The organism is Rhizobium sp. BK112 (assembly GCF_014193215.1).
GTDB lineage: Bacteria > Pseudomonadota > Alphaproteobacteria > Rhizobiales > Rhizobiaceae > Rhizobium > Rhizobium anhuiense.
This window is the reverse complement of the sequence record NZ_JACHYZ010000009.1, coordinates 119,641-141,976: the sequence shown is the minus strand read 5'-3', so window position 1 is coordinate 141,976 and position 22,336 is coordinate 119,641. Positions and strand designations below refer to the sequence as shown.

At 61.0% G+C, this 22,336-nt stretch carries 26 protein-coding genes; 14 read left to right on the top strand and 12 right to left on the bottom strand.

The window, feature by feature from the left end:
• Positions 1-113: 113 nt before the first annotated feature.
• From FHT75_RS23625 to FHT75_RS23600, 6 genes are all read left to right on the top strand, one after another.
• Entirely contained in the window at positions 114-569 is a 456-nt protein-coding gene (locus FHT75_RS23625; RefSeq protein ID WP_063475028.1) for an RbsD/FucU family protein, read from the top strand.
• Positions 570-581: 12 nt separating this feature from the next.
• Positions 582-1,514, top strand: a complete 933-nt coding sequence (gene rbsK, locus FHT75_RS23620) for a ribokinase (RefSeq protein ID WP_063475029.1) — start codon at positions 582-584, stop codon at positions 1,512-1,514.
• Positions 1,511-2,386: a carbohydrate ABC transporter permease gene (locus tag FHT75_RS23615; protein ID WP_028758823.1), complete on the top strand. Its 876-nt coding sequence runs from the start codon at positions 1,511-1,513 to the stop codon at positions 2,384-2,386. Before rbsK ends, FHT75_RS23615 begins: the two co-directional genes overlap by 4 nt.
• A complete protein-coding gene (locus tag FHT75_RS23610; protein ID WP_018480741.1) occupies positions 2,383-3,411 on the top strand; it encodes a carbohydrate ABC transporter permease in 1,029 nt (342 codons plus the stop codon). The genes FHT75_RS23615 and FHT75_RS23610 overlap by 4 nt, the downstream gene beginning before the upstream one ends.
• 44 nt (positions 3,412-3,455) lie before the next feature.
• Positions 3,456-4,910, top strand: coding sequence for an ABC transporter substrate-binding protein (locus FHT75_RS23605; protein WP_063475030.1), 1,455 nt, complete (start codon positions 3,456-3,458; stop codon positions 4,908-4,910).
• A 117-nt stretch (positions 4,911-5,027) separates the two neighbouring features.
• Positions 5,028-6,116: an ABC transporter ATP-binding protein gene (locus tag FHT75_RS23600; protein WP_063475031.1), complete on the top strand. Its 1,089-nt coding sequence runs from the start codon at positions 5,028-5,030 to the stop codon at positions 6,114-6,116.
• 166 nt (positions 6,117-6,282) lie between these two features.
• Here the strand turns inward: FHT75_RS23600 and FHT75_RS23595 are convergent, their stop codons facing one another.
• Positions 6,283-8,475 (bottom strand): OmpA family protein, encoded by a 2,193-nt coding sequence (locus tag FHT75_RS23595; protein ID WP_063475032.1) that lies wholly within the window; start codon positions 8,473-8,475, stop codon positions 6,283-6,285.
• A gap of 331 nt (positions 8,476-8,806) precedes the next feature.
• Here FHT75_RS23595 and FHT75_RS23590 point away from each other — a divergent pair, with 331 nt between their 5' ends.
• The 4 genes from FHT75_RS23590 to FHT75_RS23575 all read left to right on the top strand — a co-directional run bounded on the left by FHT75_RS23590 (position 8,807) and on the right by FHT75_RS23575 (position 11,814).
• Positions 8,807-9,580: a transporter substrate-binding domain-containing protein gene (locus FHT75_RS23590; protein WP_047610166.1), complete on the top strand. Its 774-nt coding sequence runs from the start codon at positions 8,807-8,809 to the stop codon at positions 9,578-9,580.
• Between the two features lie 113 nt (positions 9,581-9,693).
• Entirely contained in the window at positions 9,694-10,500 is an 807-nt protein-coding gene (locus FHT75_RS23585; RefSeq protein WP_063475033.1) for an ABC transporter permease, read from the top strand.
• A complete protein-coding gene (locus FHT75_RS23580) occupies positions 10,497-11,327 on the top strand; it encodes an ABC transporter permease (protein WP_063475034.1) in 831 nt (276 codons plus the stop codon). Before FHT75_RS23585 ends, FHT75_RS23580 begins: the two co-directional genes overlap by 4 nt.
• Before the next feature lie 220 nt (positions 11,328-11,547).
• Positions 11,548-11,814: an usg protein gene (locus tag FHT75_RS23575; protein ID WP_063475035.1), complete on the top strand. Its 267-nt coding sequence runs from the start codon at positions 11,548-11,550 to the stop codon at positions 11,812-11,814.
• A gap of 60 nt (positions 11,815-11,874) precedes the next feature.
• On the opposite strand, the gene FHT75_RS23570 is transcribed toward FHT75_RS23575, so the two are convergent.
• Positions 11,875-12,597: a DUF2270 domain-containing protein gene (locus tag FHT75_RS23570; RefSeq protein ID WP_063475036.1), complete on the bottom strand. Its 723-nt coding sequence runs from the start codon at positions 12,595-12,597 to the stop codon at positions 11,875-11,877.
• Between the two features lie 115 nt (positions 12,598-12,712).
• Between FHT75_RS23570 and FHT75_RS23565 the strand changes: the two genes are divergently transcribed.
• The 4 genes from FHT75_RS23565 (at position 12,713) to FHT75_RS23550 (ending at position 15,131) form a co-directional block, all read left to right on the top strand.
• Positions 12,713-13,531 carry a class I SAM-dependent DNA methyltransferase gene (locus FHT75_RS23565; protein WP_047610172.1) on the top strand — a complete coding sequence of 273 codons (819 nt, stop codon included), beginning with the start codon at positions 12,713-12,715 and terminating at the stop codon, positions 13,529-13,531.
• A 102-nt stretch (positions 13,532-13,633) separates the two neighbouring features.
• Positions 13,634-14,320: a glutathione S-transferase family protein gene (locus FHT75_RS23560; RefSeq protein WP_047610174.1), complete on the top strand. Its 687-nt coding sequence runs from the start codon at positions 13,634-13,636 to the stop codon at positions 14,318-14,320.
• Positions 14,317-14,658, top strand: a complete 342-nt coding sequence (locus FHT75_RS23555; protein WP_047610177.1) for an ArsR/SmtB family transcription factor — start codon at positions 14,317-14,319, stop codon at positions 14,656-14,658. The genes FHT75_RS23560 and FHT75_RS23555 overlap by 4 nt, the downstream gene beginning before the upstream one ends.
• Positions 14,655-15,131, top strand: coding sequence for an SRPBCC family protein (locus tag FHT75_RS23550; RefSeq protein WP_047610179.1), 477 nt, complete (start codon positions 14,655-14,657; stop codon positions 15,129-15,131). The genes FHT75_RS23555 and FHT75_RS23550 overlap by 4 nt, the downstream gene beginning before the upstream one ends.
• Positions 15,132-15,159: 28 nt before the next feature.
• Here FHT75_RS23550 and FHT75_RS23545 read toward each other — a convergent pair whose 3' ends face one another.
• From FHT75_RS23545 to FHT75_RS23500, 10 genes are all read right to left on the bottom strand, one after another.
• Positions 15,160-15,615, bottom strand: coding sequence for a DUF1801 domain-containing protein (locus FHT75_RS23545; protein WP_063475037.1), 456 nt, complete (start codon positions 15,613-15,615; stop codon positions 15,160-15,162).
• Between the two features lie 34 nt (positions 15,616-15,649).
• On the bottom strand, positions 15,650-16,120 hold the full coding sequence (locus FHT75_RS23540; protein ID WP_047611631.1) for a DUF1801 domain-containing protein: 471 nt from the start codon (positions 16,118-16,120) through the stop codon (positions 15,650-15,652).
• A gap of 11 nt (positions 16,121-16,131) precedes the next feature.
• On the bottom strand, positions 16,132-16,353 hold the full coding sequence (locus tag FHT75_RS23535) for a hypothetical protein (RefSeq protein ID WP_047610181.1): 222 nt from the start codon (positions 16,351-16,353) through the stop codon (positions 16,132-16,134).
• Positions 16,354-16,412: 59 nt separating this feature from the next.
• Positions 16,413-16,823 (bottom strand): SRPBCC domain-containing protein, encoded by a 411-nt coding sequence (locus tag FHT75_RS23530; protein WP_047610183.1) that lies wholly within the window; start codon positions 16,821-16,823, stop codon positions 16,413-16,415.
• On the bottom strand, positions 16,820-17,143 hold the full coding sequence (locus FHT75_RS23525) for an ArsR/SmtB family transcription factor (protein WP_047610184.1): 324 nt from the start codon (positions 17,141-17,143) through the stop codon (positions 16,820-16,822). The genes FHT75_RS23530 and FHT75_RS23525 overlap by 4 nt, the downstream gene beginning before the upstream one ends.
• Before the next feature lie 247 nt (positions 17,144-17,390).
• The gene (locus FHT75_RS23520) at positions 17,391-18,215 is read right to left on the bottom strand and encodes an ATP-binding cassette domain-containing protein (protein ID WP_063475038.1); all 825 of its coding nucleotides are present in this window, start codon (positions 18,213-18,215) and stop codon (positions 17,391-17,393) included.
• A gap of 10 nt (positions 18,216-18,225) precedes the next feature.
• Positions 18,226-19,062, bottom strand: coding sequence for an ABC transporter permease subunit (locus FHT75_RS23515; protein ID WP_047610188.1), 837 nt, complete (start codon positions 19,060-19,062; stop codon positions 18,226-18,228).
• 85 nt (positions 19,063-19,147) lie between these two features.
• Entirely contained in the window at positions 19,148-20,323 is a 1,176-nt protein-coding gene (gene ssuD, locus FHT75_RS23510) for an FMNH2-dependent alkanesulfonate monooxygenase (RefSeq protein ID WP_047610189.1), read from the bottom strand.
• Between the two features lie 362 nt (positions 20,324-20,685).
• Complete coding sequence (locus FHT75_RS23505; protein WP_063475039.1) at positions 20,686-21,651, bottom strand: aliphatic sulfonate ABC transporter substrate-binding protein; 966 nt, start codon at positions 21,649-21,651, stop codon at positions 20,686-20,688.
• Between the two features lie 188 nt (positions 21,652-21,839).
• Positions 21,840-22,217, bottom strand: coding sequence for a hypothetical protein (locus FHT75_RS23500; RefSeq protein ID WP_047610193.1), 378 nt, complete (start codon positions 22,215-22,217; stop codon positions 21,840-21,842).
• Positions 22,218-22,336 lie beyond the last annotated feature (119 nt).

Below are 22,336 nucleotides of genomic sequence, written 5' to 3'. Positions count from 1 at the left end.
AGGCGAGAACAACGGAATTTGAGGGAATCGCAGAGCTGTAACGGAGCTGCGATTGTGGGGTCTGTTCCGCGGCACGACGAGCCGCGAAATAGTGCAATTAAGGGAGGACTTCCATGCTGAAGAATATCGATCCGGCTCTGAACGCGGATGTGCTGCACGCGCTCCGGTCCATGGGGCATGGCGACACGGTCGTTGTTTCCGACACCAATTTCCCTTCGGATTCGATTGCCCGGCAAACGGTGCTCGGCAAGCTGTTGCGGATAGACAATGTGTCCGCTGCCCGCGCCGTCGAGGCTATTCTTTCGGTGATGCCGCTGGATACGCCGCTGCAGCCGTCTGCCGGGCGAATGGAAATCATGGGCGCGCCGGACGAGATCCCTCCAGTGCAGGAGGAAGTCCAGGCCGTCATCGACAGCGCCGAGGGCAAGCCGGCGCCGATGTATGGCATCGAGCGTTTCGCCTTCTATGAGGAAGCCAAAAAGGCTTATTGCGTCATCACCACGGGCGAAAACCGCTTCTACGGCTGCTTCCTGTTCACCAAAGGCGTGATTCCGCCGGAAGCCGTTTGAAGGGAAACGATAATGAAGGTGGGTGTTTCGATCCTCGGGATTTTCGTCGCCGATACGGCCTATCTGGCCAAGCGCATGCCAAACATTGGCGAGACAATCACCGGGACCGGTTTTGCAGTAGGCCCGGGCGGCAAGGGATCCAACCAGGCTGTCGCCGCAGCCCGCGCCGGGGGAACAGTCTCCTTCATCTCGAAGATCGGCCGCGACACGTTCGGCGATATGGCGCTGAAGACCTATGCGGAAGCGGGCGTGACGCCGAAGCTTGTCCAGATGGACGATATGCCGACCGGCGCTGCCTTCATCTACGTCAATGACGGTAACGGCGACAATGCGATTATCGTCTATCCAGGTGCCGCGGGCACCATCGGCGTTGGTGATGTCGAGGCGGCACGCGAAACCATCGAGCAATCGGCGGTTTTCGTCACCCAGCTCGAACAACCGGCCGAAGCGGCGCAGCGCGCCCTCGAAATCGCCCATGCGGCCGGCGTGACCACAGTTTTCAATCCGGCGCCGGCAGAGCCGTTTCCGGACACGATCTATCCGCTCTGCGACTATATCGTGCCAAACGAAACCGAGGCAGCCGCTATCGTCGGCTTTCCGCTCGACACGCTCGACGAGGCCAGACGGGCTGGCGACGCCTTTCTTGCCAAGGGCGTGAAAGCCGCGCTGATCACGCTGGGTGGTCGCGGCGTGTTGTACCATACGGCGGGGCAATCGGTTCATGTTCCGGCCGTCTCGTCGGGAGCAGTCATTGATACCACAGGCGCCGGCGACGCATTTGTCGGTGGCTTCTCGGCGGCACTCTCGCGGGGCGCTACTCCGGTCGAGGCCGTGCGTTTCGGCTGCGCGACCGCCGGTATCGCGGTGACGCGGCGGGGTACCGCGCCTGCAATGCCGAAGATCGAGGAAATCGAGGCGCTTCTCCGGCAAGGAGGCGCGGCATGACCCGCAACGATCCGATCAAGCACGTCTTCATCTGGCCGGCACTGCTGATCGTGCTGGTGATCTCGATCTTTCCGCTGATCTATTCGCTGACCACCAGCTTCATGAGCCTGCGGCTCGTGCCGCCGATCCCCGCGCATTTCGTCGGCTTCGGCAACTATATGGAACTGCTTCAGAATCCGCGCTTCTGGAATGTCGCCTGGACGACGACGATCATCGCTTTTGTCGCGGTGACGCTGCAATATGTCATCGGATTTTCCGTGGCGCTGGCGCTCAACCGCCGGGTGCCTGGCGAAGGTTTGTTCCGGGTGAGCTTCCTGGTGCCGATGCTGGTGGCGCCCGTTGCCGTTGCACTCATCGCCCGCCAGATCCTCAATCCCACGATGGGCCCGCTCAATGAGTTGATGACCGCCTTCGGCTTTCCCAATCTGCCGTTTCTGACGCAGACCAGATGGGCTATCGGCGCCATCATTTCCGTCGAAGTGTGGCAGTGGACACCCTTCGTCATCCTGATGCTGCTTGCCGGGCTGCAAACCCTGCCGGAGGACGTCTACGAGGCTGCCGCGCTTGAAAATGCCAGCCCCTGGCAGCAGTTCTGGGGGATCACCTTCCCGATGATGCTGCCGATTTCGGTGGCTGTGGTCTTCATCCGCCTCATCGAAAGCTACAAGATCATCGATACGGTGTTCGTCATGACAGGCGGAGGGCCTGGCATTTCCACAGAAACGCTCACCTTGTTCGCGTATCAGGAGGGCTTCAAGAAGTTCAACCTCGGCTACACTTCCGCCCTGTCCTTCCTGTTCCTGATCGTCATCACCGTGATCGGGCTGGTCTATCTCGCCATCCTGAAGCCCTATCTGGAGAAGCACAAATGAGCGTGCGTGACCTCAAGGGATCCGGCCGCTGGTGGGCGCTTGCAGGCTGCCTGCTCTGGCTGGCCTTCACCTTCTTTCCGCTTTACTGGGTCGCGATCACCTCGTTCAAGTCGCCGCTCGGCGTCGTCGGCGGGCCGACCTATATTCCCTTTGTCGACTTCGACCCAACGCTGACAGCCTGGAGCGAGCTTCTGTCGGGCGCACGCGGCCAGTTCTACAACACCTTCATCGCCTCGACGATCGTCGGGCTGTCCGCATCGGTGCTGGCCACCTTCATCGGATCGATGGCCGCCTATGCGCTGGTGCGCTTCACCTTCGAGGTCAAGCTGCTGTCCGGCGTGATTTTCGTCGTCGTTGCCTTCGGCGGATATCTGCTCGGCCGCCATGTGCTGGGCTACGGGCAGGCTATATCGCTGATCTTTGCTTTTGTTGCAGCGCTTGCGCTCGCCATCGGCTCCAGCCGTATCAAGCTTCCGGGGCCACTCCTCGGCAATGATGATATCGTCTTCTGGTTTGTGAGCCAGCGCATGTTTCCGCCGATCGTCGCCGCCTTTGCCTTGTTCCTGATGTATACGGAAATGGGCAAGTTGGGGTTCAAGCTGGTCGACACCTATACAGGCCTCACCTTCGCCTATGTCGCCTTCTCACTGCCGATCGTGATCTGGCTGATGCGCGATTTCTTTGCGGCACTGCCGGTTGAAGTCGAAGAGGCGGCGATGGTCGACAATGTGCCGTCGTGGAGAATTTTCTTCGGTATCGTCCTGCCCATGTCCAAGCCGGGCCTGATCGCGACATTCATGATCACCCTCGCCTTCGTCTGGAACGAGTTCCTGTTCGCGCTCTTCCTGACCAGTTCCAAATGGCAGACCCTTCCCATTCTCGTCGCAGGGCAAAACAGCCAGCGCGGCGACGAGTGGTGGTCGATATCGGCAGCCGCCCTGGTCGCGATCATACCCATGGTCGTCATGGCGGGCATTTTGAGCAGGCTGATGCGGTCCGGCCTGCTTTTGGGAGCAATAAAGTGACCGTCCGACAACCCTAGTCATTGTTTAATTCCGGGGAGGAAAACATGAGAAGATTACTACTGAGTTCAACGGCAGCGGTACTGCTTGCTGGAACGGGCACGACATCCGCGCTCGCATGCGAACCGGACTACACCGGTGTCACGCTGACTGCCACGACGCAGACGGGACCTTATATCGCCTCTGCGCTGCAACTCGCGGCCAAGGGCTGGGAGGAAAAGACCTGCGGCAAGGTTAATGTGGTGGAATTTCCGTGGTCGGAACTCTATCCCAAGATCGTCACCTCGCTGACCTCGGGCGAAGACACGTTCGACGTGGTCGCCTTCGCGCCAGCCTGGGCGCCAGACTTCACCGATTTTCTCTCGGAAATGCCCAAGGCGATGCAATCGGGTGCCGATTGGGACGACATCGCTCCGGTTTACCGCGAGCAACTGATGGTCTGGAACGGCAAAGTGCTGTCACAGACCATGGATGGTGACGCGCATACCTATACCTACCGCATCGACCTTTTCGAGAACGCCGACAACCAGAAGGCCTTCAAGGCAAAGTATGGTCATGATCTCGCGCCGCCGAAAACCTGGAAGGAATATCTCGACATCGCCGAGTTCTTCCAGCAGCCGGACAAGGGCCTCTGGGGCACCGCGGAAGCCTTTCGCCGTGGTGGCCAGCAATTCTGGTTCCTGTTCAGTCACGTCGCCGGATACACCAGCCATCCCGACAATCCCGGCGGCATGTTCTTCGATCCCGACACGATGGATGCGCAGGTCAACAATCCGGGCTGGGTGCGCGGTCTGGAGGAATATATTCGCGCGTCGAAACTGGCCCCGCCAAATGCGCTGAACTTCTCGTTCGGCGAAGTGAACGCGGCCTTTGCCGGAGGCCAGGTCGCCGAGTCGATCGGCTGGGGCGATACCGGCGTCATTGCCGCCGATCCGAAGCAGTCGAAGGTTGCCGGTAGCGTCGGCTCGGCATCACTGCCGGGATCGGACGAAATCTGGAACTACAAGACCAAGAAGTGGGATAAGTTCGACCACGTCGTCCAGACCTCTTTCATGGCCTTCGGCGGTTGGCAGGCAGCCGTACCGTCGTCTTCCAAGAACCAGGAGGCGGCTTGGAACTATATCCAGTTCCTGACGAGCCCGGCAGTTTCCGGTCAGGCGGCGATCACCGGCGGCACAGGCGTCAATCCTTATCGTCTATCGCACACTACAAATACGGCGTTGTGGTCGAAGATATTCACCGAGCGTGAGGCAAAGGAATATCTTGGAAGCCAGAAGGACGCGGTAACCGCCAAGAACACCGCGCTCGACATGCGCCTGCCGGGCTATTTCTCCTATACGGAAATTCTTGAGATCGAGCTTTCCAAGGCATTGGCAGGAGAAGTGACGCCGCAGCAGGCGCTGGATACCGTGGCTGCCGGATGGAACAAGCTGACGGACGAGTTTGGCCGCGACAAGCAACTGGCAGCCTATCGTTCGTCGATGGGCCTGCCTGCAAAATAAACCCATCCGCAACATCCCATCCCGGCAGTGCCGGGATGGGATCAGGCATCGTTGAAAGAAGACGGAGACGATCGCCGCTTAGAACTGGCGATGGAATTCTCGTGAAAAGGTTACAGCATGTCCCAGGTGCGTTTGGATCAGGTCACCAAATCCTTTGGCAGCGTTGAGGTCATCCCTCCGCTCGATCTGGCAATTGCCGACAAGGAATTCGTGGTTCTCGTGGGGCCGTCCGGCTGCGGGAAGACAACCACCCTGCGGATGATCGCGGGGCTGGAACAGACGACATCAGGGGAAATCCGGATCGGCGAGCGCGACGTTACGGCGCTGCGCCCGGGTCTGCGCAATTGCTCGATGGTGTTTCAGAATTATGCGCTCTATCCGCATATGACAGTCGCCGAAAACATCGGCTACGGCATGAAGGTGCGCGGAACGCCGAAGCAGGACATCGATGCCGCCGTTGCAAATGCGGCGCGCATTCTCAATCTCGGTGCCTATTTGAAACGCAAGCCGAACGCGCTTTCGGGTGGTCAACGCCAACGTGTGGCGATTGGCCGGGCGATTGTCCGCCAGCCGGATGTGTTCCTGTTCGACGAACCATTGTCCAACCTCGACGCTAAATTGCGCATTGAAATGCGAACAGAAATCAAGCTCTTACACCGCCGACTTAAAACCACGATCGTCTACGTTACGCACGATCAGGTAGAGGCGATGACGATGGCAGATCGGGTCGTGGTTATGAATCAAGGGCGGATCGAGCAGGCCGCTGATCCGATCACCCTATATGAATCCCCGAAGAACCTCTTTGTCGCTGCCTTCATCGGCTCGCCCAGCATGAATTTCATCGAGGGCCGACTTGTGCAAACCTCCGGTGGAATTGCCTTCCAAGCCGAGGGTGACGTCGACATTGCGATTCCTGCGCAAAGAGCCGAGCGCCTTTCGGCGGCAGTGGGACAGTCCGTGGTTCTCGGAATCCGACCGGAACATACGATGGTCAGGGATCCAAACGCTTCGACTGTGAGCCTCCATGTCGCCGATATCGAGCCCCTCGGTCCATACACACTGGCGATCGGCAAGGTCGGGTCAGCAGCCTTTACTGCCCAAATCGACGCATCCTCGCGCGTTGGCCCGGATGACAGGATCAGCGTTCCAATTGATCCCCCAAAAATGCACTTCTTCCTTAAAAGTACCGGAGACACGGTCGGCTAAGAACCACCGCGACCCTATGCAGCGATCCATCAAAGGACATGCGGAGATCGCGATCTGCTCGGTATGAATTCAAAGATGCGTGGCATTGGCAGCGCTGCATAAGCGCGAAAGCGCGTCGCGCAAAAGGAAGAATGCCCCTCTCCGAGACTGGAGAGGGGCGACATCATTACCTGTTGGCCGCGACTGGGCGGACCAGCGGGGTGACGCGGCGGATGGTGACGCGGCGGTTTTCCTGCTCGGGGCCCGACGTGTTGACCTTCAGATACTGCTCACCATAACCCTGCGTCGCGAGGTTCTCCGGCGCGATGCCGTAGACGTCGGTGAGCACGTTGGCGACCGATTCCGCCCGCTGGTCGGACAGGAGGAGGTTGCTCTGGTCTGAGCCAACAGCATCGGTATGCCCCTCGATCAGGAAGGTCTCGCTCGGATCCTTCTGGAGCACCTGGCTGATCGCGTCGGCGACCTTGCGCAACGTGCGCGCCTGGGTCATCGGAATCTCGGCGCTACCGGTCGCGAAGGTGATCGTGTCGAGGTCGATGCGGCGCACCTTGTCGCGGATACGGGCCGAATACTTCACCTCATCAAGCGAGTAGACGCGTTCCACAGGCTCGACTGGCGGCTCGCTCAGGAACTCGTAATAGTCCCGGTTCGGGTCGCTGCGCGTGTCGATGATGTAGTCGCTGAGCGGTACGCGCAGCCGCATCGGCGGCAGGTCGGCGCCCGGATCCTCGAAATAGTCGCGGTCCGGATCGTCATAGAGGTCCTGCGAATAATAGAGCACGTCCTCGCGCCCACGGGCGTCGACGCGCGACCGCTGGATGATGTCGCCGTAGCGGTTGCGGATCGTCACGATGCGGTAGCCTTCCGGCCGCGTGATCGTCTCACGGTAGCGGTCACCTGAAAGCTCCTCGTAGCTCGGCCGCTCGCCGTCGCGCAGGAAGCGCCGGTCGTCGTCGCCGCGCACGATCGTCCTGTTGTCGTACTGGATGATCACCCGGCTGTCGCCGTCGCCGCGGTCGTCGAAGCGCGCGCCGTCGGGACGGACGAATTGCGGCCGCTCATCGAGCTTCCTGCCCTTCTCGCGGGTCACCGCCTCGAGCTTGACCGGCGCCGTCGCCTGGCCGCCGGTGGCAGCCTGCGCATCGGCATCCGAGGTCGGCACCTTCACTTCCTGGCTGTCGGCGCGCTGCCGGTCGCGGTCGCGGCGGCCTTCGCGGCCCTTGCTGCGGTCGGCATCCTTGTCGCTGTCGAGCACGGCTGCGCCGTTCTCGACCGGCAGAACGACGGTCTCATTGCTCTTGGCCGGATCTGCAGCGATCTTCTTGCGGCGCTCCAGTTCCTCGGGCGAAACCTTTTCCGGTGCCGGAATAGCCTGCTCCACCTGCTGGCCACCGCTGGCGTCCGGCTGCGGCTGGGCAGTGTCAGTCGCGGGCGCGGTCGGCGGGGCGCCGGCGGGCTGTTCACCGGTGGGCTTTGCCGCCGTGCCGTCCTTCGGCTTCTCGGCGGGCGCGGCTTCCGGTGCTGCCGCCTTGTCTTCGGTCGTCTTAGCCGCAGGGGCATTTTCTGCAGGTGTTGCAGTCTCGCCCTTTGTCGGCTTCTGCTTGGCAGGCGCCTCGGCTGCGGGTTTCATCTCTGGCTTCGCTTCGGGCTTGGCCTGTTCTTCGGTCGGTGTCACCGCCTCGGGAGCGGCAGTCTCAGCCTTGCCCTTGCCTTTATCTTTGCCCTGGGCCTTATCCTGCCCCTTCTCCCGCTTGCCGCCTTCCGGCTTGGCTTCAGGTTGTGCCTGTTCCGTTTCCGGCTGAGCTTCCTTTGCTGCCGGCTGCTGTTCGGGCTGAGGCTGAGCCTCCGGCTCGGCCTGCTGCGTCTCCTGCTTCTTCGGCTTCTTCGGCTTTTCCTGCGTTACCGGCTGCTCTTCCTGCTGCGGCGCGGCCTCCGGCTTTGCCTCGGGCTGGGCCTGCTGTTTGGCTTTCCGCTCGGGCTTGCTTTCAGGCTGCTCCGCGGGTGCCTCCTTCGGTGCCTCCGCCTTCGGCGCTTCCGGCTCTGCCTTGGGTTCAGGTGCTTCCTTCCGCTCGGCCTTCGGCTTTTCGGCGGGCGCTTCCGGCTGCGCCGGCTTCTCGGCGGCCGGCGCCTGTTCGGCCGGGGCTTCCCCCTGTTCCTTGTGCTTTTTCTTCTTCAGCAACTCCTCCTCGGACGGCGCATCCTGCGCCACCTCGAAGCTACCCGGCTCGACCTGCCGCACGGCCGCGGCCTGCGTCGCAACGTCGCGTACGGCCGCCATCGCCGATGCCGGCTGCAGCGCCAGCGAAAGAGAAAGCAGCGGAAAAGCCGCGCTCGCGAACAATCTTGATTTCATGCCCATCGGGTTTCCTCGATCCTGTTTGAGCTTCTTGAAGGCCGCAAGGCCCTGGTTCCGCCCCTAGCTTCGCATTGAGGCGAAACGGCGGAATGGCAATCGCCCAGCCGCCGATTTGTTCCGGTTCTAGGGAGGTCGGGATTAACCTCGCGTGAATGTTGCAGTCTGCCGACGTTCATCTCGCCCGCTATTTGCACCGCCCAATTGCGGTGGGATTTGTGTTGCAATTCCATGAAAAAAAGTCTGATTATCGCCGCAAGGCGGTCTCAGCACCGTTGAACTGCGGCCGTCAGCCCAAGAGAAAAAGGAGCGACGGCTACCAACAGAGAGGATCCTCATGCATATCTCCACCCGTATTTTCGCGGCAGCCTCGATCGCGGCGATGTCCCTTTTTGCCGGCTCGGCCATGGCCGATGGCGAGAAGTATGTGATCGGCACCGATTCGACCTATCCGCCCTTCGAATTCGTCGATGCCAGCGGCACGATCCAGGGTTTTGACATCGACATTGCCAAGGCGCTCTGCGCCGAGATGAAGGCGGAATGTACCTTCGTCAGCACCGACTGGGATGGCATCATCCCGGCGCTCAACGCCAAGAAGTTCGACATGATCGTTTCCTCCATGTCGATCACACCGGAGCGTCTGAAGCTCGTCGACTTCTCCAACAAGTACTACAACACCCCGCCGGCAATCGCCGTGCCGAAGGATTCGACGATAGCGGATGTCGCCGGCCTGAAGGGCAAGGTGATCGGCGCGCAGACCTCGACGACTCACGCCAACTATGCCGAGAAGCATCTCGCCGACACCGAGCTGAAGCTCTACCCGACGGCTGATGAATACAAGCTGGACGTTGCGAGCGGCCGTGTCGATGCCGTCATCGACGACGTCGTCGTTCTCTCCGAATGGGTCAAGTCCGACGCCGGCGCCTGCTGCAAGATCCTGACGACCCTGCCGGTCGACAAGGAAATCAACGGCAACGGCGCAGGCATCGCCATCCGTCAGGGCGATCCGCTCAAGGAAAAGCTGAACACGGCGATCGCCGCGATCCGCGCCAGCGGTGAATACAAGAAGATCCAGGACAAGTACTTCGACTTCGACGTTTACGGCGAATAAGAAATTCGGTATCTGGCCGAGGAAGGTAATGGCGGAAGGCTTGCTCTTCCGCCATTTTTGTTTGACAAAGATGGCAAGATCAAAACGGCAAAAGCCGTGAGGGGAATTTACGCATGGGCGGATTATTTTCCGCGCTCGGCTCCTTCTGGAGCTGGATTGTGCACATTTTCGATCCGCTATGCGGACCCGTTGGCATCTTTACCTGGTTGGGTCAGTCGACGATTCTTGCCTGTGGAGATACCGGCTGGGGCGATGAGATCGCGCTTGGCCTGCAGGTCACGATTTCGGTGGCGATCGTCACCCTGCCGATCGGCCTCGTCATCGGCTTCCTGGTGGCGCTCGGCCAGCAGTCGGAGGAAAAGTCGCTGCGGCTGGCGGCCGGCATCTACACGACGATCTTCCGTGGCCTGCCGGAGCTTCTGACGCTCTTCATCATCTATTACGGCATGCAGATGCTCATCCAGTCTCTGCTGACCTTCGTCGGCTATGACGGGCCGCCCGTCGAGATCAATGCCTTCCTCGCCGGTGTCATCGCGCTTTCGGTCGTCTTCTCCGCCTACTGTTCGGAGGTGCTGCTCTCGGCCTTCCGCGCCATTCCCAAGGGACAATATGAGGCGGGAGATTCGCTCGGCCTGCATCGCGGCCGCACGCTGCGCCTGGTCATCCTGCCGCAACTCGTGCGCATCGCGCTCCCGGGCCTGACGAACCTCTGGATGGTGCTGCTGAAAGACACCTCCTACGTCTCGATCATCAGCCTTGCCGATGTCCTCCGCCAGACGAGTGTCGCCGTGCGCGTGACCAAGGAACCCTTCTTCTTCTATGGCCTGGCCTGTTGCCTCTATCTGGTGCTCGCCATCCTCTCCTCCTTCCTGCTCGTCTATGTCGAGCGTTGGGCCAAGCGTTCGGAGATCAGTCGATGAGCTATGCCGAAACGCTGATTCCACCGCAGCCCGCGCCCCGCGAGGTGATGAAACCGATGACGCCGGCGCGCATGGCCGGCTATATCTTCGTCGCCGTCTGGGCTCTGCTGGCGGCGCTTCTTGTCTTTTCCGTCGTCAATGGCTGGGATCCGGAAAAATTCACCCGTTACGGTCCGCGCTACCTCCATGGTCTCTGGATAACGCTGAGCCTCGTTTTCATTTCCGTCATCTGCGGCGCCATCCTGTCGCTGCCGCTTGCCGTGGCGCGCATGTCGAAGAACCGGGTACTGAATGCGCTGGCCTACAGCTACATCTATTTCTTCCGCGGCACGCCGCTGCTTGCCCAACTGTTCCTGGTCTATTACGGCCTCGGCATATTCCGGCCGCAGCTTGAGGCCGTCGGCATCTGGTGGTTCTTCCGCGATGCCTGGTACTGCGGCCTCTTTGCCATGACCATCAATACCGCGGCCTATCAGGCCGAAATTCTGCGCGGCGCGATCGAAAGCGTATCGCATGGCCAGCACGAGGCGGCCGCCGCACTCGGAATCCACAAGTTCATCGCTTTCCGGAAAATCATCCTGCCACAGGCTCTCATCGTCGCGCTTCGCCCTTATGGCAACGAGATCATCCTTCTGATCAAGGGCTCGGCGGTCGTCGCCATCATTACCGTCCTCGACCTGATGGGCGAAACCCGCTACGCCTTCTCCCGCACCTTCGACTACCAGACCTATCTCTGGGCGGCGATCTTCTATCTCGTCATCGTCGAGGCCTTACGCCATCTCTGGGCCTGGATCGAACGCCGCCTGACCCGGCATCTCAAGCGCTGATGCGTGACGCCGAAACGCATGTCGCAGTTTTGGGATAAGCGCGTGCATGAGACAAAGCCGATTTGGCAGCACTCTCGGTATGATGCTGCCAAGTCATTGATATAAAAAATAAATTGTCCTTTTATGAGGTATCTGTAAAGATTTCATTAACCACTCGCATGTTTCCATATCACGTAGCGCTAATAAGCGCGCGAGTGGGAACAAGAAGAAGTGGAATGCGATGCACAAGGACATGGAAAGACAATTGCAGGGCTACGGTCTGACGACCGCCCAGATCCTCTACCACCTGCCGGACCACCCGGCGATCCTGCAGACCTATGTCTGGCAGGACTACGACCTCGCCCCCGATTTTCCCGAAATGCGCGGCTTCCTGAAATTCTGGGAAGAGAAGCTCGACGGGCCGCTGCATTCGGTGCGCTACATCCACCGCAAGCTGATCTCGGCAACCGAGTGGCGGGCGCTGAAGGGCGAGTTCATCCTGCACTGATCGGCTCTGCAGCAGGATGCCGAAAAGTGTGAGCGGTTCGGGCGGCATGTTATGACCGCGTCAGACATGCGCCTCGCCATGGCCGAATTCGCCTTCGTCGCGATCCGGGCGAAGCGCGAAAGCGAGCATGCCGAGATAGAAGGCGACGACAATGGCAATGACCGCAAGGCCGGGAACCGGCCCGAGCACGGCATTGTCGATGACATAGGCCCATGACTGCGCCTGCAGCGCCGGCATGCCCTCCGTCTGCAGTTTCGGCGTCGAGATCTTCAGGCACCAGGCGAGCAACAGGATGAAATACATCCAGCCGTAATTGCGTTTGAGCCGGCGGTGCATCGCCTCCTGATAGCTGAGCAGGAAGCGCGGTTTGCGCAGGCTACGGGCGACCACCATCGCCCATTCGCCGCCGGCCCCGGCCTCCGGCGCCAGAATCTCGGCGAAATAGCAGCGCTCGATCTGGCGAATGCGGGCACGGTAGATATCGAAGAAGCGGTAACGCCGCGCCTCGATCATCAGCAGCAGCGTCACCAGCATCATCCCGAACAGCAGCACTCCATGATGCGAAGTCGGCGTCGACAGCGACACCGAAAGCAGTGCTGCGACCACGGTGATCGCCCAGTTGGAGGTTCGGTCGATGCGGTCGCGCCAACTTGTCATCCGTCCGAGTTCACCGCGGTAATAATGAATGAGCGTGTTCGTAACCTCGCCTGGTGTACTTGGCAGCAAAGGCCGTGCGCCCTCTCCTTCCCGTACCAATGACGTCCTGTCTTCCTTCATTTTCATGGCTCGTTCCTCCCTTCGTCTTCTTTTCAGCCATTCTGCGCCCGCAAGCGCGCCATTGCAAAACATCGAAAGCAGCCTTAGACGCATGCTTGAAACAAAAGGACGATGGACTGCTATGGCAAAGAAGATCGACGAAGAAGCCCTTGGCGAGGCCTATAACCGGGCGCTGGCGCTGGAAAAGGCCGGCGATGTCGACGCGGCCGTTGCAGCCTATGAGGAAGTCTTGGCAATCGATCCCGACGATCACGGCGGTGCGGCCGTGCGCATCGCCGCGATGGGCCGCGGCGAGACGCCGGTCAGGGCGCCCGACGCCTATGTCGAGACCTTGTTCGACCAGCATGCCGAGGTTTTCGAGGACGTGCTCGTCGAGCAGCTCGGTTATCATGTGCCGATGCTGGTGCGCCAGCGACTGCAGACGCTGAAACTCGGACCGTTCAAGCGACTGCTCGATCTCGGCTGCGGCACAGGTCTCACCGGCGGCGCACTGCGCGATCTCTGCGCTGACATGACCGGCATCGATCTATCGGAGAAGATGGTCGAGATCGCCCATGAGAAGGATCTTTACGAGACGCTCTTCGTCGCCGAGGTCGAGGATTTCCTCGACGACAACGATGAGGAAGCCTTCGACATCATCACCGCCACCGACGTGCTGCCCTATCTCGGCGCACTCGAACCGCTGTTCTTCGGCGCCGCCGAGAACCTGACGCCGGGCGGCCTGTTCATCTTCTCCTCGGAGACCCTGCCCGAGGAAATCCTCGCCGGCCGCGCCTACATGGTCGGGCCGCACCAGCGCTTCGCCCATGCCGACGCCTATGTAAGAGAACGCCTGACTGCCACCGGTTTCGAACTCGTCGAGATATCGGATATCAACGTGCGTATGGAAGACGGCCAGCCGACACCCGGCCATCTGGTCATCGCTCGCTATATCGGCTGACGGATACTTGCACGATTGGCGAAGTATCTATTGCCTGAGACGTCGCAATCTGATAGTTAGTCGATCGGTAAAGTTTACCGCAACGATAGGAAAGGTTGCCGCATGTCGCTCGTGCTCTATGGGCATCCGCTCGCCTCCTTCTGCCACAAAGTGCTGATCGCGCTTTATGAAAACGCCACCCCCTTCGAAAATCGCATCGTCGATCTTTCCGATGAGACCTCACGCGCCGATCTTTTCCGTTTCTGGCCGATCGGCAAGATGCCGCTGCTCCGGGACGAGGCGCGCGACAGCACCATTCCCGAGACATCGATCATCATCGAATATCTCGAGCAATATTATCCCGGCCCCGTTCGCCTGCTGCCGCCGGAGATCGACCGGGCGCTCCAGGTCCGCCTCTGGGACCGCTTCTTCGACCATTATGTTCAGGCGCCGATGCAGACGCTCGTCAGCAATCGCCGGCGGCCCGAGGGAGCGGCTGACGAAATCGAGGTGGCCGCCGCCAAGGCGACGCTCGCCACCGCCTATGCGATGATCGAAAAGCAGCTCGCCGACAAGCAATGGATATCAGGCGACGCCCTCACCATGGCTGATTGCGCCGCAGCGCCTGCTCTCTTCTATGCCGAGACGCTGATCCCCTTCACTCAGCAACAGCCGAACCTTCGCGCCTATTATGATCGACTGCTAGCGCGCCCGTCCTTTGCAAGGGTTCTGGAAGAGGCCCGCCCCTACTTCAAGTTCTACCCCTACAAAGACAGGCTGCCGGTCCGCTTCCAGGATACGGCGGGATGATCGAAAGCCAGGCGGATCTCGACCGTATGTTCCATGCGCTTTCCGATCGCAGCCGCCGCGGCATGATCGATCGCCTCGGCCGCGGCCCGGCCTCCGTTACCGAACTGGCCGCACCGCTCGCGGTTGCCTTGCCGACGGTGATGAAACATCTGCAGGTGCTGGAGGAGAGCGGCCTCGTGCTCTCCGAAAAATCCGGCCGGGTGCGAACCTATCGCCTGCAGCAGGATGCGCTTGCCACCGTCGAACGCTGGGTGGAACAGCGAAAGGTCCGCTGGACCACCGCCTTCGACAGGCTGGATCAATTTCTCGCCGATGAAACAAAGGGCCTTCCCGAATGACGACACGATCCGCCGAACATGCCACCCTCGTCATCGAGCGCCATTTGAAAGCGCCGGTTGCCCGCGTCTTCCGCGCCTGGTCGGCGCCGGAGGCCAAGCGCCAATGGTTTGCCTGCCATGGTGACTGGGTGCCGCTCGACTACCGGCTCGATTTCCGCCCCGGCGGCACGGAAAGAAACCACGTCGCCGATACCGACGGCCTTCTGCACGCCTATGACGCCCATTACATCGATATCGTACCCGATACCCGCATCATCTATGCCTATGAAATGAAGCTCGGGGAAACCCGCATCTCCGCGTCGTTGACCACCGTCGTCTTCGACGCCGAACCCGGCGGAACCAGAATGGTCTTCACTGAGCAGGTGGTCTTCCTTGACGGCTACGCCGACAACGGTGCCCGCCTCCAGGGCACCGAAATCGGCCTCGACAATCTGGAACTCTTCCTCGAGCGCGAGGAAAGCCCGATTCATTGAAATCGCATGTCAGCGATCTTGCCAGGGGTCAAGCGTTGCTTGATTTCTTCCGCGAGCCGGCGGGGCGAGTTGAAGTGTTGAGTGTGACGGCACTCCGAATGAGCGCCTTCAACGCCTCCTCGTCGATCTCGTCGCCCTCATGAAAATCGATGGCGCGCCTGACGTTGCCGTCAAGGCTGGAATTGAAGAGGCCTGAGGGATCCGCCAGCGAGGCGCCTTTGGCGAAGGTCAGCTTCACCACGCTCTTATAGGTCTCGCCGGTGCAGATGATGCCGGCGCGCTCCCACACCGGAACGCCTCTCCACTTCCATTCCTCGACCACCGCGGGCTCGGCCTGCCGGATGAGCATGCGGACGCGGGCAAGCATCTCGCCCCGCCAATCGTGCAGTTCCTCGATCCTCGCATCGATCAGCTGAGAGGGAGAGGCTCCCTCGTTTCCTTCCCCGGAATCGCTCTTCTTCATGACTGCTGTCGCTTTCTTCATGGTTGTCGTTGCTGGACGCCGGCCTGGCATCCGCTCACATCCGTTCGCCGGGCAATTGGCTGGCCTGCTCCACCCAGGCGGCGAGCCGGGCTTCGTCAATTTGGTCGCTCTCGCGGATGTCGAGGTAGCGCACTTCCTTCTGCTTGGATTGGCCGGGCGGCAGAGGATGCAGCGACGTGCCGCGGAAGAAAGCCACCTTGACGTATTTCGTGAAGCAATGAACGCCGAGGAACCAGCCCTGCCCTTCAATGCCGTAAAGGGGCGAATTCCATTTGACGGCCTTGTATACGCCGGGCACCGTGCGCGTGATCAACACATCCAGGCGGTGCCCGACGTCGCTTTTCCAGCCCGGCATGGCGGCGATATAGGCTTGCACCGGAGCGTCGCCGTAACCCTTGGCGATTTGAGGGTTGCCGCCGGAGAGAAGCGTCGGCTCCCCGGTGGCCGGCTTGGCCGCTGCCTTCTTGGTGACCTTCGCTTCGGTCTTGGACGTCTTGCCGGCCATCGCCTTCACTCCTATCCGCCGTTGCGTCCCGCGCCGCGCCATCGGGTGGCATATGGCAGGACGAACAAGTAGAGACCGGTAAGCAGGAGCAAGGTGAGCGGCAACAGCGCCAAGAGGCCCACCCAGACGGACGATTTCTCCCGCACCATGGCGATGATATTGGCGATGACCGCCACCGTAAAGGCAATGGACAGCCATCGGTGGATCTGCCGAAACCAGTTGTTCCAGTTCAATTGGGACCTCCTCCTCGAAATGAGCCTTGACGATGGGCTGCTTGCCGGGCGGGCGCCTCTCACTCTGTCCGCGCGAGAACCTGCTCCAGCTTTTCGAAGAACTGCGGCCAGCCGCTCCTGGCGCCTCCATAGGCCTGCCGCTGATCCGGCCGGAAACCAGACTGTTCCATGCGCAGATGCGTGCCCGTGCCTGTCGGCGTGAGCGTCCAGGTGACGACGGTTTCGAGGCCATAGGCGCCCCAGCTATAAGCGAGCGTCTTGTTCGGCTCGACCTCCAGAACCCGGCAGTCGACCGAGCCCCAATCGGCATTGAAGTTGAAACGGTGGTCGACGACCGGTTTGAAGTCACTCTTCATCAGCCACTCCTGGATCAGGTGCGGCTGGGTGAGCGCGCGCCAGATCTTGTCCGTGGGAAAAGGCATCTCCCGTTCGATCACGACGGAACGTGTTTCGGTCGATATATAGGTCATTGATCCATCCTCTTCAGCAAATCTTCGAGCGCGTCGAAACGGCTTTGCCAGAAGCCCGCCATCTCACTTGTCCAGTCGACCAGTGGCGCCAGCGCACCGAGCTGGGCACTATAATGCGTCTGGCGACCTTCGTGGCGGTCGCGCACCAATCCGGCCTGCTTCAGGATTCCGAGATGTTTTGAAACGACTGGTTGCGAGACCCCTGCCCGCGCCGTCAGAGCTCCGACCGTCTTTTCTCCTTCACGGCACAGCCGCTCGAAAAGCGCCCTCCGGGTCGGGTCGGCGAGCGTTCTGAAGAGCATGTCCTGAGCGTTCGACATCTACGATCCATACCTCAATAGCTATGAGTCATACGTATAGCCATAGAGGTATGAGTGAGTCAAGTTGGCGCAAGACGACTTGAGGGAGCCATTATTGGTGAGTTACGCGCATGCAGCAGCATGCCTCGGCAGAGAACAGTGATTTCTCATACCCATGCGCCTATCAATTTCGCCATCGCTCATGCCTGCTCGCGTCGACACGCCTCGCTTATGCCGAGATCATGCAACTTCGCGAACAGCGCTGGGATCAATGACCGCCGCCGGTGCCGAGGATCGCGGCGAGCAGCCGGCCTTCGAGCTCGGCAAGGTCGGGGTTACCATGCCGGCGCGGATGCGGATAGGGAATGGGAAGATCGAGCGCGATCCGCCCCTCGTCGAGCACGATGACCCGATCGGCGAGATGCACCGCTTCGCTGACATCGTGGGTGACGAGCACAGTGGTGAAACCGAGTTCGCGCCACACGCGATTGATGAGTTCCTGCATGCTGATCCGCGTCAGCGCATCGAGCGCGCCGAGCGGCTCATCCAGCGCCAGCACACCCGGCCGGCTCACCAGCGCCCGTGCCAGCGCCACACGCTGCCGCTGACCGCCGGAGAGCCGCGCCGGCCATTCGCCGGTCTTCTCGCCAAGCTGGACTTCGGCAAGCACGGCCTCAGTCGCCTTCAGCGCCGCCCGTCGGTCGATGCCGTCACCGAGCCCGACCACGACATTGTCGGCGACGCTGAGCCAGGGCAGCAACCGCGGCTCCTGGAAAACGATGCGCGCATTCGGGCTCGCCTGTGCGCCCTCGGCATCCTCGAAATGCAATTCGCCGGCGCTCGGCTCGTCAAGGCCCATCAGGATGCGCAGCAGCGTGCTCTTGCCGCAGCCGCTCTTGCCGATCACGGCAACGAACTGGCCGGCCGGAATATGCAGGTTGATGCCGCGCAACACGCGGTTGGTCCCAAAACTCTTTTCAAGCCCCGTCAGGCTGATCGCCGCCGCCCCCGCGGGGGCGATGCGTTTCGCCGCAGATTCATAGGCCGGCTCGTCGCCGGCAGCGTGAAAACGCTCATGCGCAATCGATGTCATGGCGTCTCTCCTATTTCTGATAGACCGGGTTCCAGGCGAGCGTCCGCTTCTCCAGCGCCCGGGCGATGACATCGGCAAGCTTGCCGAGCACGGCATAGATGACAAGGGCGAGCACGACGACGTCAGTCATCATGAATTCGCGAGCATTGTTGGCCATGTGACCGATGCCGGACGATGCAGCGATCGATTCCGATACGATCAGCGTCAGCCACATGATGCCCAGCGCATATCTCAAGCCGACGAAGATCGACGGCAGCGCGCCTGGAAAGATCACCTTGCGGAACAGCGTCCAATTGCCCATGCCATAGACCTTGCCCATCTCGATCAGGTCGCGATCGACATTGCGCACTCCATGATAGGTGTTGAGATAAACCGGGAAAAGCACGCCGAGCGAGGTCAAAAAGAGCTTCGATTCCTCGCCGATCCCGAACCACAGGATGACGAGCGGGATCATCGCCAGGTGCGGAATGGTGCGCAGCATCTGCAGTGTTGTATCGGTCAGCTGTTCGGAAATGCGCGACACGCCATTGGCAATGCCGAGCAGGAAACCGATCGAGCCGCCGACGAGAAGGCCGGCAAAGGCGCGGCCGGCGCTCACCAGCACGTCGTTCGGCAACTGGCCGGAAACCGTCGTCGACCAGAAGGCGAGGCCGACATCGGCCGGCGACGGCATGATGCGCGACGAGATCCAGCCGACAGAGGAGGCAAGCTGCCAGAAGGCCACGATCACCACCGGCACTAGGTAAGGCGTCAGCTTCTCCAGGCCGGGCAACGGCAGGCGTAAACCCGCCTTCGCGGCCTTTTCGGAAGCGACAGACCGTACAAACGGAGTATCGAAAGTCGACATGCAATGTCCTCACGCTTTTCGGGAACAGGACGTCGCAAGCCGTAGACGGCTTGCGACGGTGTCGCGCTCTGCGTCTTCGTCGAACTCAGGAACCGGAGACGACTTTCAGATTGCCGCCATGGCTACCGCCGGCGAAAACCTGCTTGCGCCCGAACTCATTGTTGAAGCCCAGGCGCTGCTGCTCGCGGGTGATGCCGAGTTCGGGGAAAAGCAGCTCGGCGACGCGATAGGCCTCTTCGAGATGCGGATAGCCGGAACCGATCACCGTATCGATTCCGATCTCCTGATATTCGCGAAGGCGCGCGGCCACCGTCTTCGGTGACCCCACAAGCGCGGTGCCTGCACCAGCGCGCACCAGGCCGACGCCGGCCCAGAGGTTCGGCGAGACTTCGAGTTTATCGCGGCGCCCGCCATGAAGGGCGGCCATGCGTTTCTGGCCGACCGAGTCGGACTCGTGGACGAAGCGCTCCTGCGCCTCGCGAATCGTATCGTCGTCGAGATGGCGGATCAGCCGTTCGGCCGCCTCCCATGCCTCCTCATCGGTTTCGCGCACGATGAAGTGCAGGCGGATGCCGAAGCTCACCTCGCGACCGCGCTCGCCGGCGGCCTTGCGCACCTTGGCGACCTTTTCGGCTACCTGTGCCGGCGGCTCGCCCCAGGTCAGGTATTTGTCGACACGGCCGACGGAGAAATCGATGCCGGCGTCCGACGAGCCGCCGAAATAAAGCGGCGGGCGCGGGTTCTGCACCGAAGGAAAGCCGAGGCGCGCATTGGTCGCCTTGATGTATTTGCCGTCGAAGCTTGCCGTTCCCTTTTCCAGCAATTCCTCGAAGACGGTGAAGAACTCCTCGGCATGGGCATAGCGCTCGTCATGCTCGAGATGGATGCCGTCGCCGGCAAGCTCCGCCGGGCTGCCGCCGACGACGATGTTGAGCAGCAGCCGGCCGTTGGAGATGCGGTCGAGCGTCGTCGCAAGACGCGCATAGTAGGCAGGAGACGCCGTGCCGGGGCGGATCGCCACCAGGAACTGCAGCTTCTCGGTCTTGGCGGCAAGAGCTGCCGCCGTCACGAAGGATTCTTCGCAGGCAACCCCAGTCGGCAGCAGCACGCCGGAATAGCCGAGCCGGTCGACGGCCTGGGCGATCTGCGTGAGATAACCGATCTCGGGCGCGCGGTTGAGCTCGGAGGAGCCGAGATAGGTGCCGTCGCCTGAGGTCGGGATGAACCAGAGGAAATTGATGGGATTTGAGGTGGTGGTCATGGAAGACGGTCCTTTGCTGCGAATTCGAAAATCAACACGCGGTCGAGATGGCCCCCGGGCAAGCGCAAACCGTCTGCCTACGCAGCGCCGCCGCACGGATGCTTGGGAGGATCGCGGTGGCGGCGCAGGTCGTGAGAAGGCCGGGTGACTGACTGTGCGTGAGCATCTGAATATTCCTGTCGATCGGCTGGCTACCTTCCCGGCACCCACCCACCGATCGCCAGAATAGTGGCATAGACCACCAATTAGATCGACAATATCAATTTGCTATTGTAATCCGTTTTGGAGAATATTTTTCCGGATCGGCGACATGGAGGCCCACTCCATGTCGCCGCGCGAAAAACTTGGCCCCCGGCGAAAAATCAGCTCGCCTTGGGACGCCAGACGATATCACCGGTCGTAAGCTTCTTCGGCAGGATGCCGAGCCCGTAGAACTCATCGGCGAGCGACTGCTGATAGGCGGCAGCGGCATCGGTGATGGTCGAGACGCTGCCGAGGTCGGCGCCCTTGCGCGTCAATGTCACGCGCGTCACCTCAACCGGCACGCCGGTGATCTCGGAAAGCTCCTTCACCGTCGCGTCGAGATTGCTTTGTGCCGACTTGCCGACCTTGGCAAGCTCGTCGATCACGTCGACGATCACCTGCCCGTTGGCGTCGGTGAAATCACGGTTGGCGAGGAAGAAACTGTAGGAGTCGACGATGCCTTCGGCGGTCGTCAGGATACGCGTCTCCGGATCGGCTTCGGCAATCGCCAGATAAGGATCCCAGATCGACCAGGCATCGATGCTACCATTCTTGAAGGCGGCGGCGGCATCCGGCGGCGAAAGGTCGAGCTGCTCGACATCTTCGGGCTTCAGGCCCGCCTTACGCAAAACCTTGACGGTTACGTTATGGGCGCTAGAGCCGCGCTTGAAGGCGACCTTCTTACCCTTGAGGTCCTCAAGCGTCTTGATCGGCGAATCCTTGCGCACGACGATGGCCGAGGCTGCCGGGCTACCCTTGTAGAGACCGACATAATAGAGCTGCCCGCCGGCCGCTTGGGCAAAGAGCGGCGGCACATCGCCGGTCGCGCCGAAATCGAGGGCGCCGGCGCCCAGTGCTTCGAGCAGCGGCGGGCCGGAGGTGAATTCCGACCAGCCGACGGTAATGCCGCGATCGGCAAGCCGCTTCTCAAGTGCGCTGCGACGCTTGGCGAGCGCCAACACGCCGTTCTTCTGCCAGCCGATACGGAACTCGCTGGCGGCAGCGCGTGCCGGCCTGACAGCTGGCAGAATTGCCGTGGCCGCGGCTGCTGCGAAAAGCCCGAGAGTTTGTCGACGTGAAATCATGACTTTCCCCTTTTTGATGGCGCCGAGCCTGTTTTCGGCTGGTCGACCTTTCAGCGATGAGTGTCATGATGATGAAATCTATAATTTATATCGACAATTTTATTTGCAAGATTCGGCCATTGCTGAAATTTTGCGGCCCGGATATCGCGGTTAAGCGGATTTTTTTCGCGCGTCCGCTTTGCCGGCTGCTATTCCACCCCGTCCCAGCCTTCGGCGGCCAGACGCTCACGGATGAAGGTTGGGCCGCCGGCAAGGCGCTTGGCAAGCAGGCTTGCGGGATCGACCATGCGCCAATAGGGCGTGAGCGTCGAAACCGGTTCGTCCTTTTCCAGCGCACCGAAGGACAGTTCGGCGATCGCACGCAAATGCCGCTGCACGGTCACCGGGCAACAGGCATCCGCCCCGTATTGGACAGCGAGACGGCGGCGGAGGACGCCGATGTCGGTAAGCACACCTTCCGGCGCTGATCGAATCTGCTCTACGACCATCTGCTGCGATGGAATGAGCATCGCCTGCGTTCCGCTGCGGCCTTTGCGCCGCGGCTTGATCGTCGGAATTTCGCTCATGTCACCCTCGGAACATAATGCCTTCTTCCCAATCTAGGGCTCGGCCGAACGGTGGCCAGCCTCCTATGCACCAATCGGAAACAAGTCCTTCTTCACGGGCTTTTCTGCTCCCACCGTTT

Bases quoted from the DNA above. Each gene is read 5' to 3' on its own strand.
- FHT75_RS23625 (WP_063475028.1), top strand. From the start codon at position 114: ATGCTGAAGAATATCGATCCGGCTCTGAACGCGGATGTGCTGCACGCG.
- rbsK (WP_063475029.1), top strand. From the start codon at position 582: ATGAAGGTGGGTGTTTCGATCCTCGGGATTTTCGTCGCCGATACGGCC.
- FHT75_RS23615 (WP_028758823.1), top strand. From the start codon at position 1,511: ATGACCCGCAACGATCCGATCAAGCACGTCTTCATCTGGCCGGCACTG.
- FHT75_RS23610 (WP_018480741.1), top strand. From the start codon at position 2,383: ATGAGCGTGCGTGACCTCAAGGGATCCGGCCGCTGGTGGGCGCTTGCA.
- FHT75_RS23605 (WP_063475030.1), top strand. From the start codon at position 3,456: ATGAGAAGATTACTACTGAGTTCAACGGCAGCGGTACTGCTTGCTGGA.
- FHT75_RS23600 (WP_063475031.1), top strand. From the start codon at position 5,028: ATGTCCCAGGTGCGTTTGGATCAGGTCACCAAATCCTTTGGCAGCGTT.
- FHT75_RS23595 (WP_063475032.1), bottom strand. From the start codon at position 8,475: ATGGGCATGAAATCAAGATTGTTCGCGAGCGCGGCTTTTCCGCTGCTT.
- FHT75_RS23590 (WP_047610166.1), top strand. From the start codon at position 8,807: ATGCATATCTCCACCCGTATTTTCGCGGCAGCCTCGATCGCGGCGATG.
- FHT75_RS23585 (WP_063475033.1), top strand. From the start codon at position 9,694: ATGGGCGGATTATTTTCCGCGCTCGGCTCCTTCTGGAGCTGGATTGTG.
- FHT75_RS23580 (WP_063475034.1), top strand. From the start codon at position 10,497: ATGAGCTATGCCGAAACGCTGATTCCACCGCAGCCCGCGCCCCGCGAG.
- FHT75_RS23575 (WP_063475035.1), top strand. From the start codon at position 11,548: ATGCACAAGGACATGGAAAGACAATTGCAGGGCTACGGTCTGACGACC.
- FHT75_RS23570 (WP_063475036.1), bottom strand. From the start codon at position 12,597: ATGAAAATGAAGGAAGACAGGACGTCATTGGTACGGGAAGGAGAGGGC.
- FHT75_RS23565 (WP_047610172.1), top strand. From the start codon at position 12,713: ATGGCAAAGAAGATCGACGAAGAAGCCCTTGGCGAGGCCTATAACCGG.
- FHT75_RS23560 (WP_047610174.1), top strand. From the start codon at position 13,634: ATGTCGCTCGTGCTCTATGGGCATCCGCTCGCCTCCTTCTGCCACAAA.
- FHT75_RS23555 (WP_047610177.1), top strand. From the start codon at position 14,317: ATGATCGAAAGCCAGGCGGATCTCGACCGTATGTTCCATGCGCTTTCC.
- FHT75_RS23550 (WP_047610179.1), top strand. From the start codon at position 14,655: ATGACGACACGATCCGCCGAACATGCCACCCTCGTCATCGAGCGCCAT.
- FHT75_RS23545 (WP_063475037.1), bottom strand. From the start codon at position 15,615: ATGAAGAAAGCGACAGCAGTCATGAAGAAGAGCGATTCCGGGGAAGGA.
- FHT75_RS23540 (WP_047611631.1), bottom strand. From the start codon at position 16,120: ATGGCCGGCAAGACGTCCAAGACCGAAGCGAAGGTCACCAAGAAGGCA.
- FHT75_RS23530 (WP_047610183.1), bottom strand. From the start codon at position 16,823: ATGACCTATATATCGACCGAAACACGTTCCGTCGTGATCGAACGGGAG.
- FHT75_RS23525 (WP_047610184.1), bottom strand. From the start codon at position 17,143: ATGTCGAACGCTCAGGACATGCTCTTCAGAACGCTCGCCGACCCGACC.
- FHT75_RS23520 (WP_063475038.1), bottom strand. From the start codon at position 18,215: ATGACATCGATTGCGCATGAGCGTTTTCACGCTGCCGGCGACGAGCCG.
- FHT75_RS23515 (WP_047610188.1), bottom strand. From the start codon at position 19,062: ATGTCGACTTTCGATACTCCGTTTGTACGGTCTGTCGCTTCCGAAAAG.
- ssuD (WP_047610189.1), bottom strand. From the start codon at position 20,323: ATGACCACCACCTCAAATCCCATCAATTTCCTCTGGTTCATCCCGACC.
- FHT75_RS23505 (WP_063475039.1), bottom strand. From the start codon at position 21,651: ATGATTTCACGTCGACAAACTCTCGGGCTTTTCGCAGCAGCCGCGGCC.
- FHT75_RS23500 (WP_047610193.1), bottom strand. From the start codon at position 22,217: ATGAGCGAAATTCCGACGATCAAGCCGCGGCGCAAAGGCCGCAGCGGA.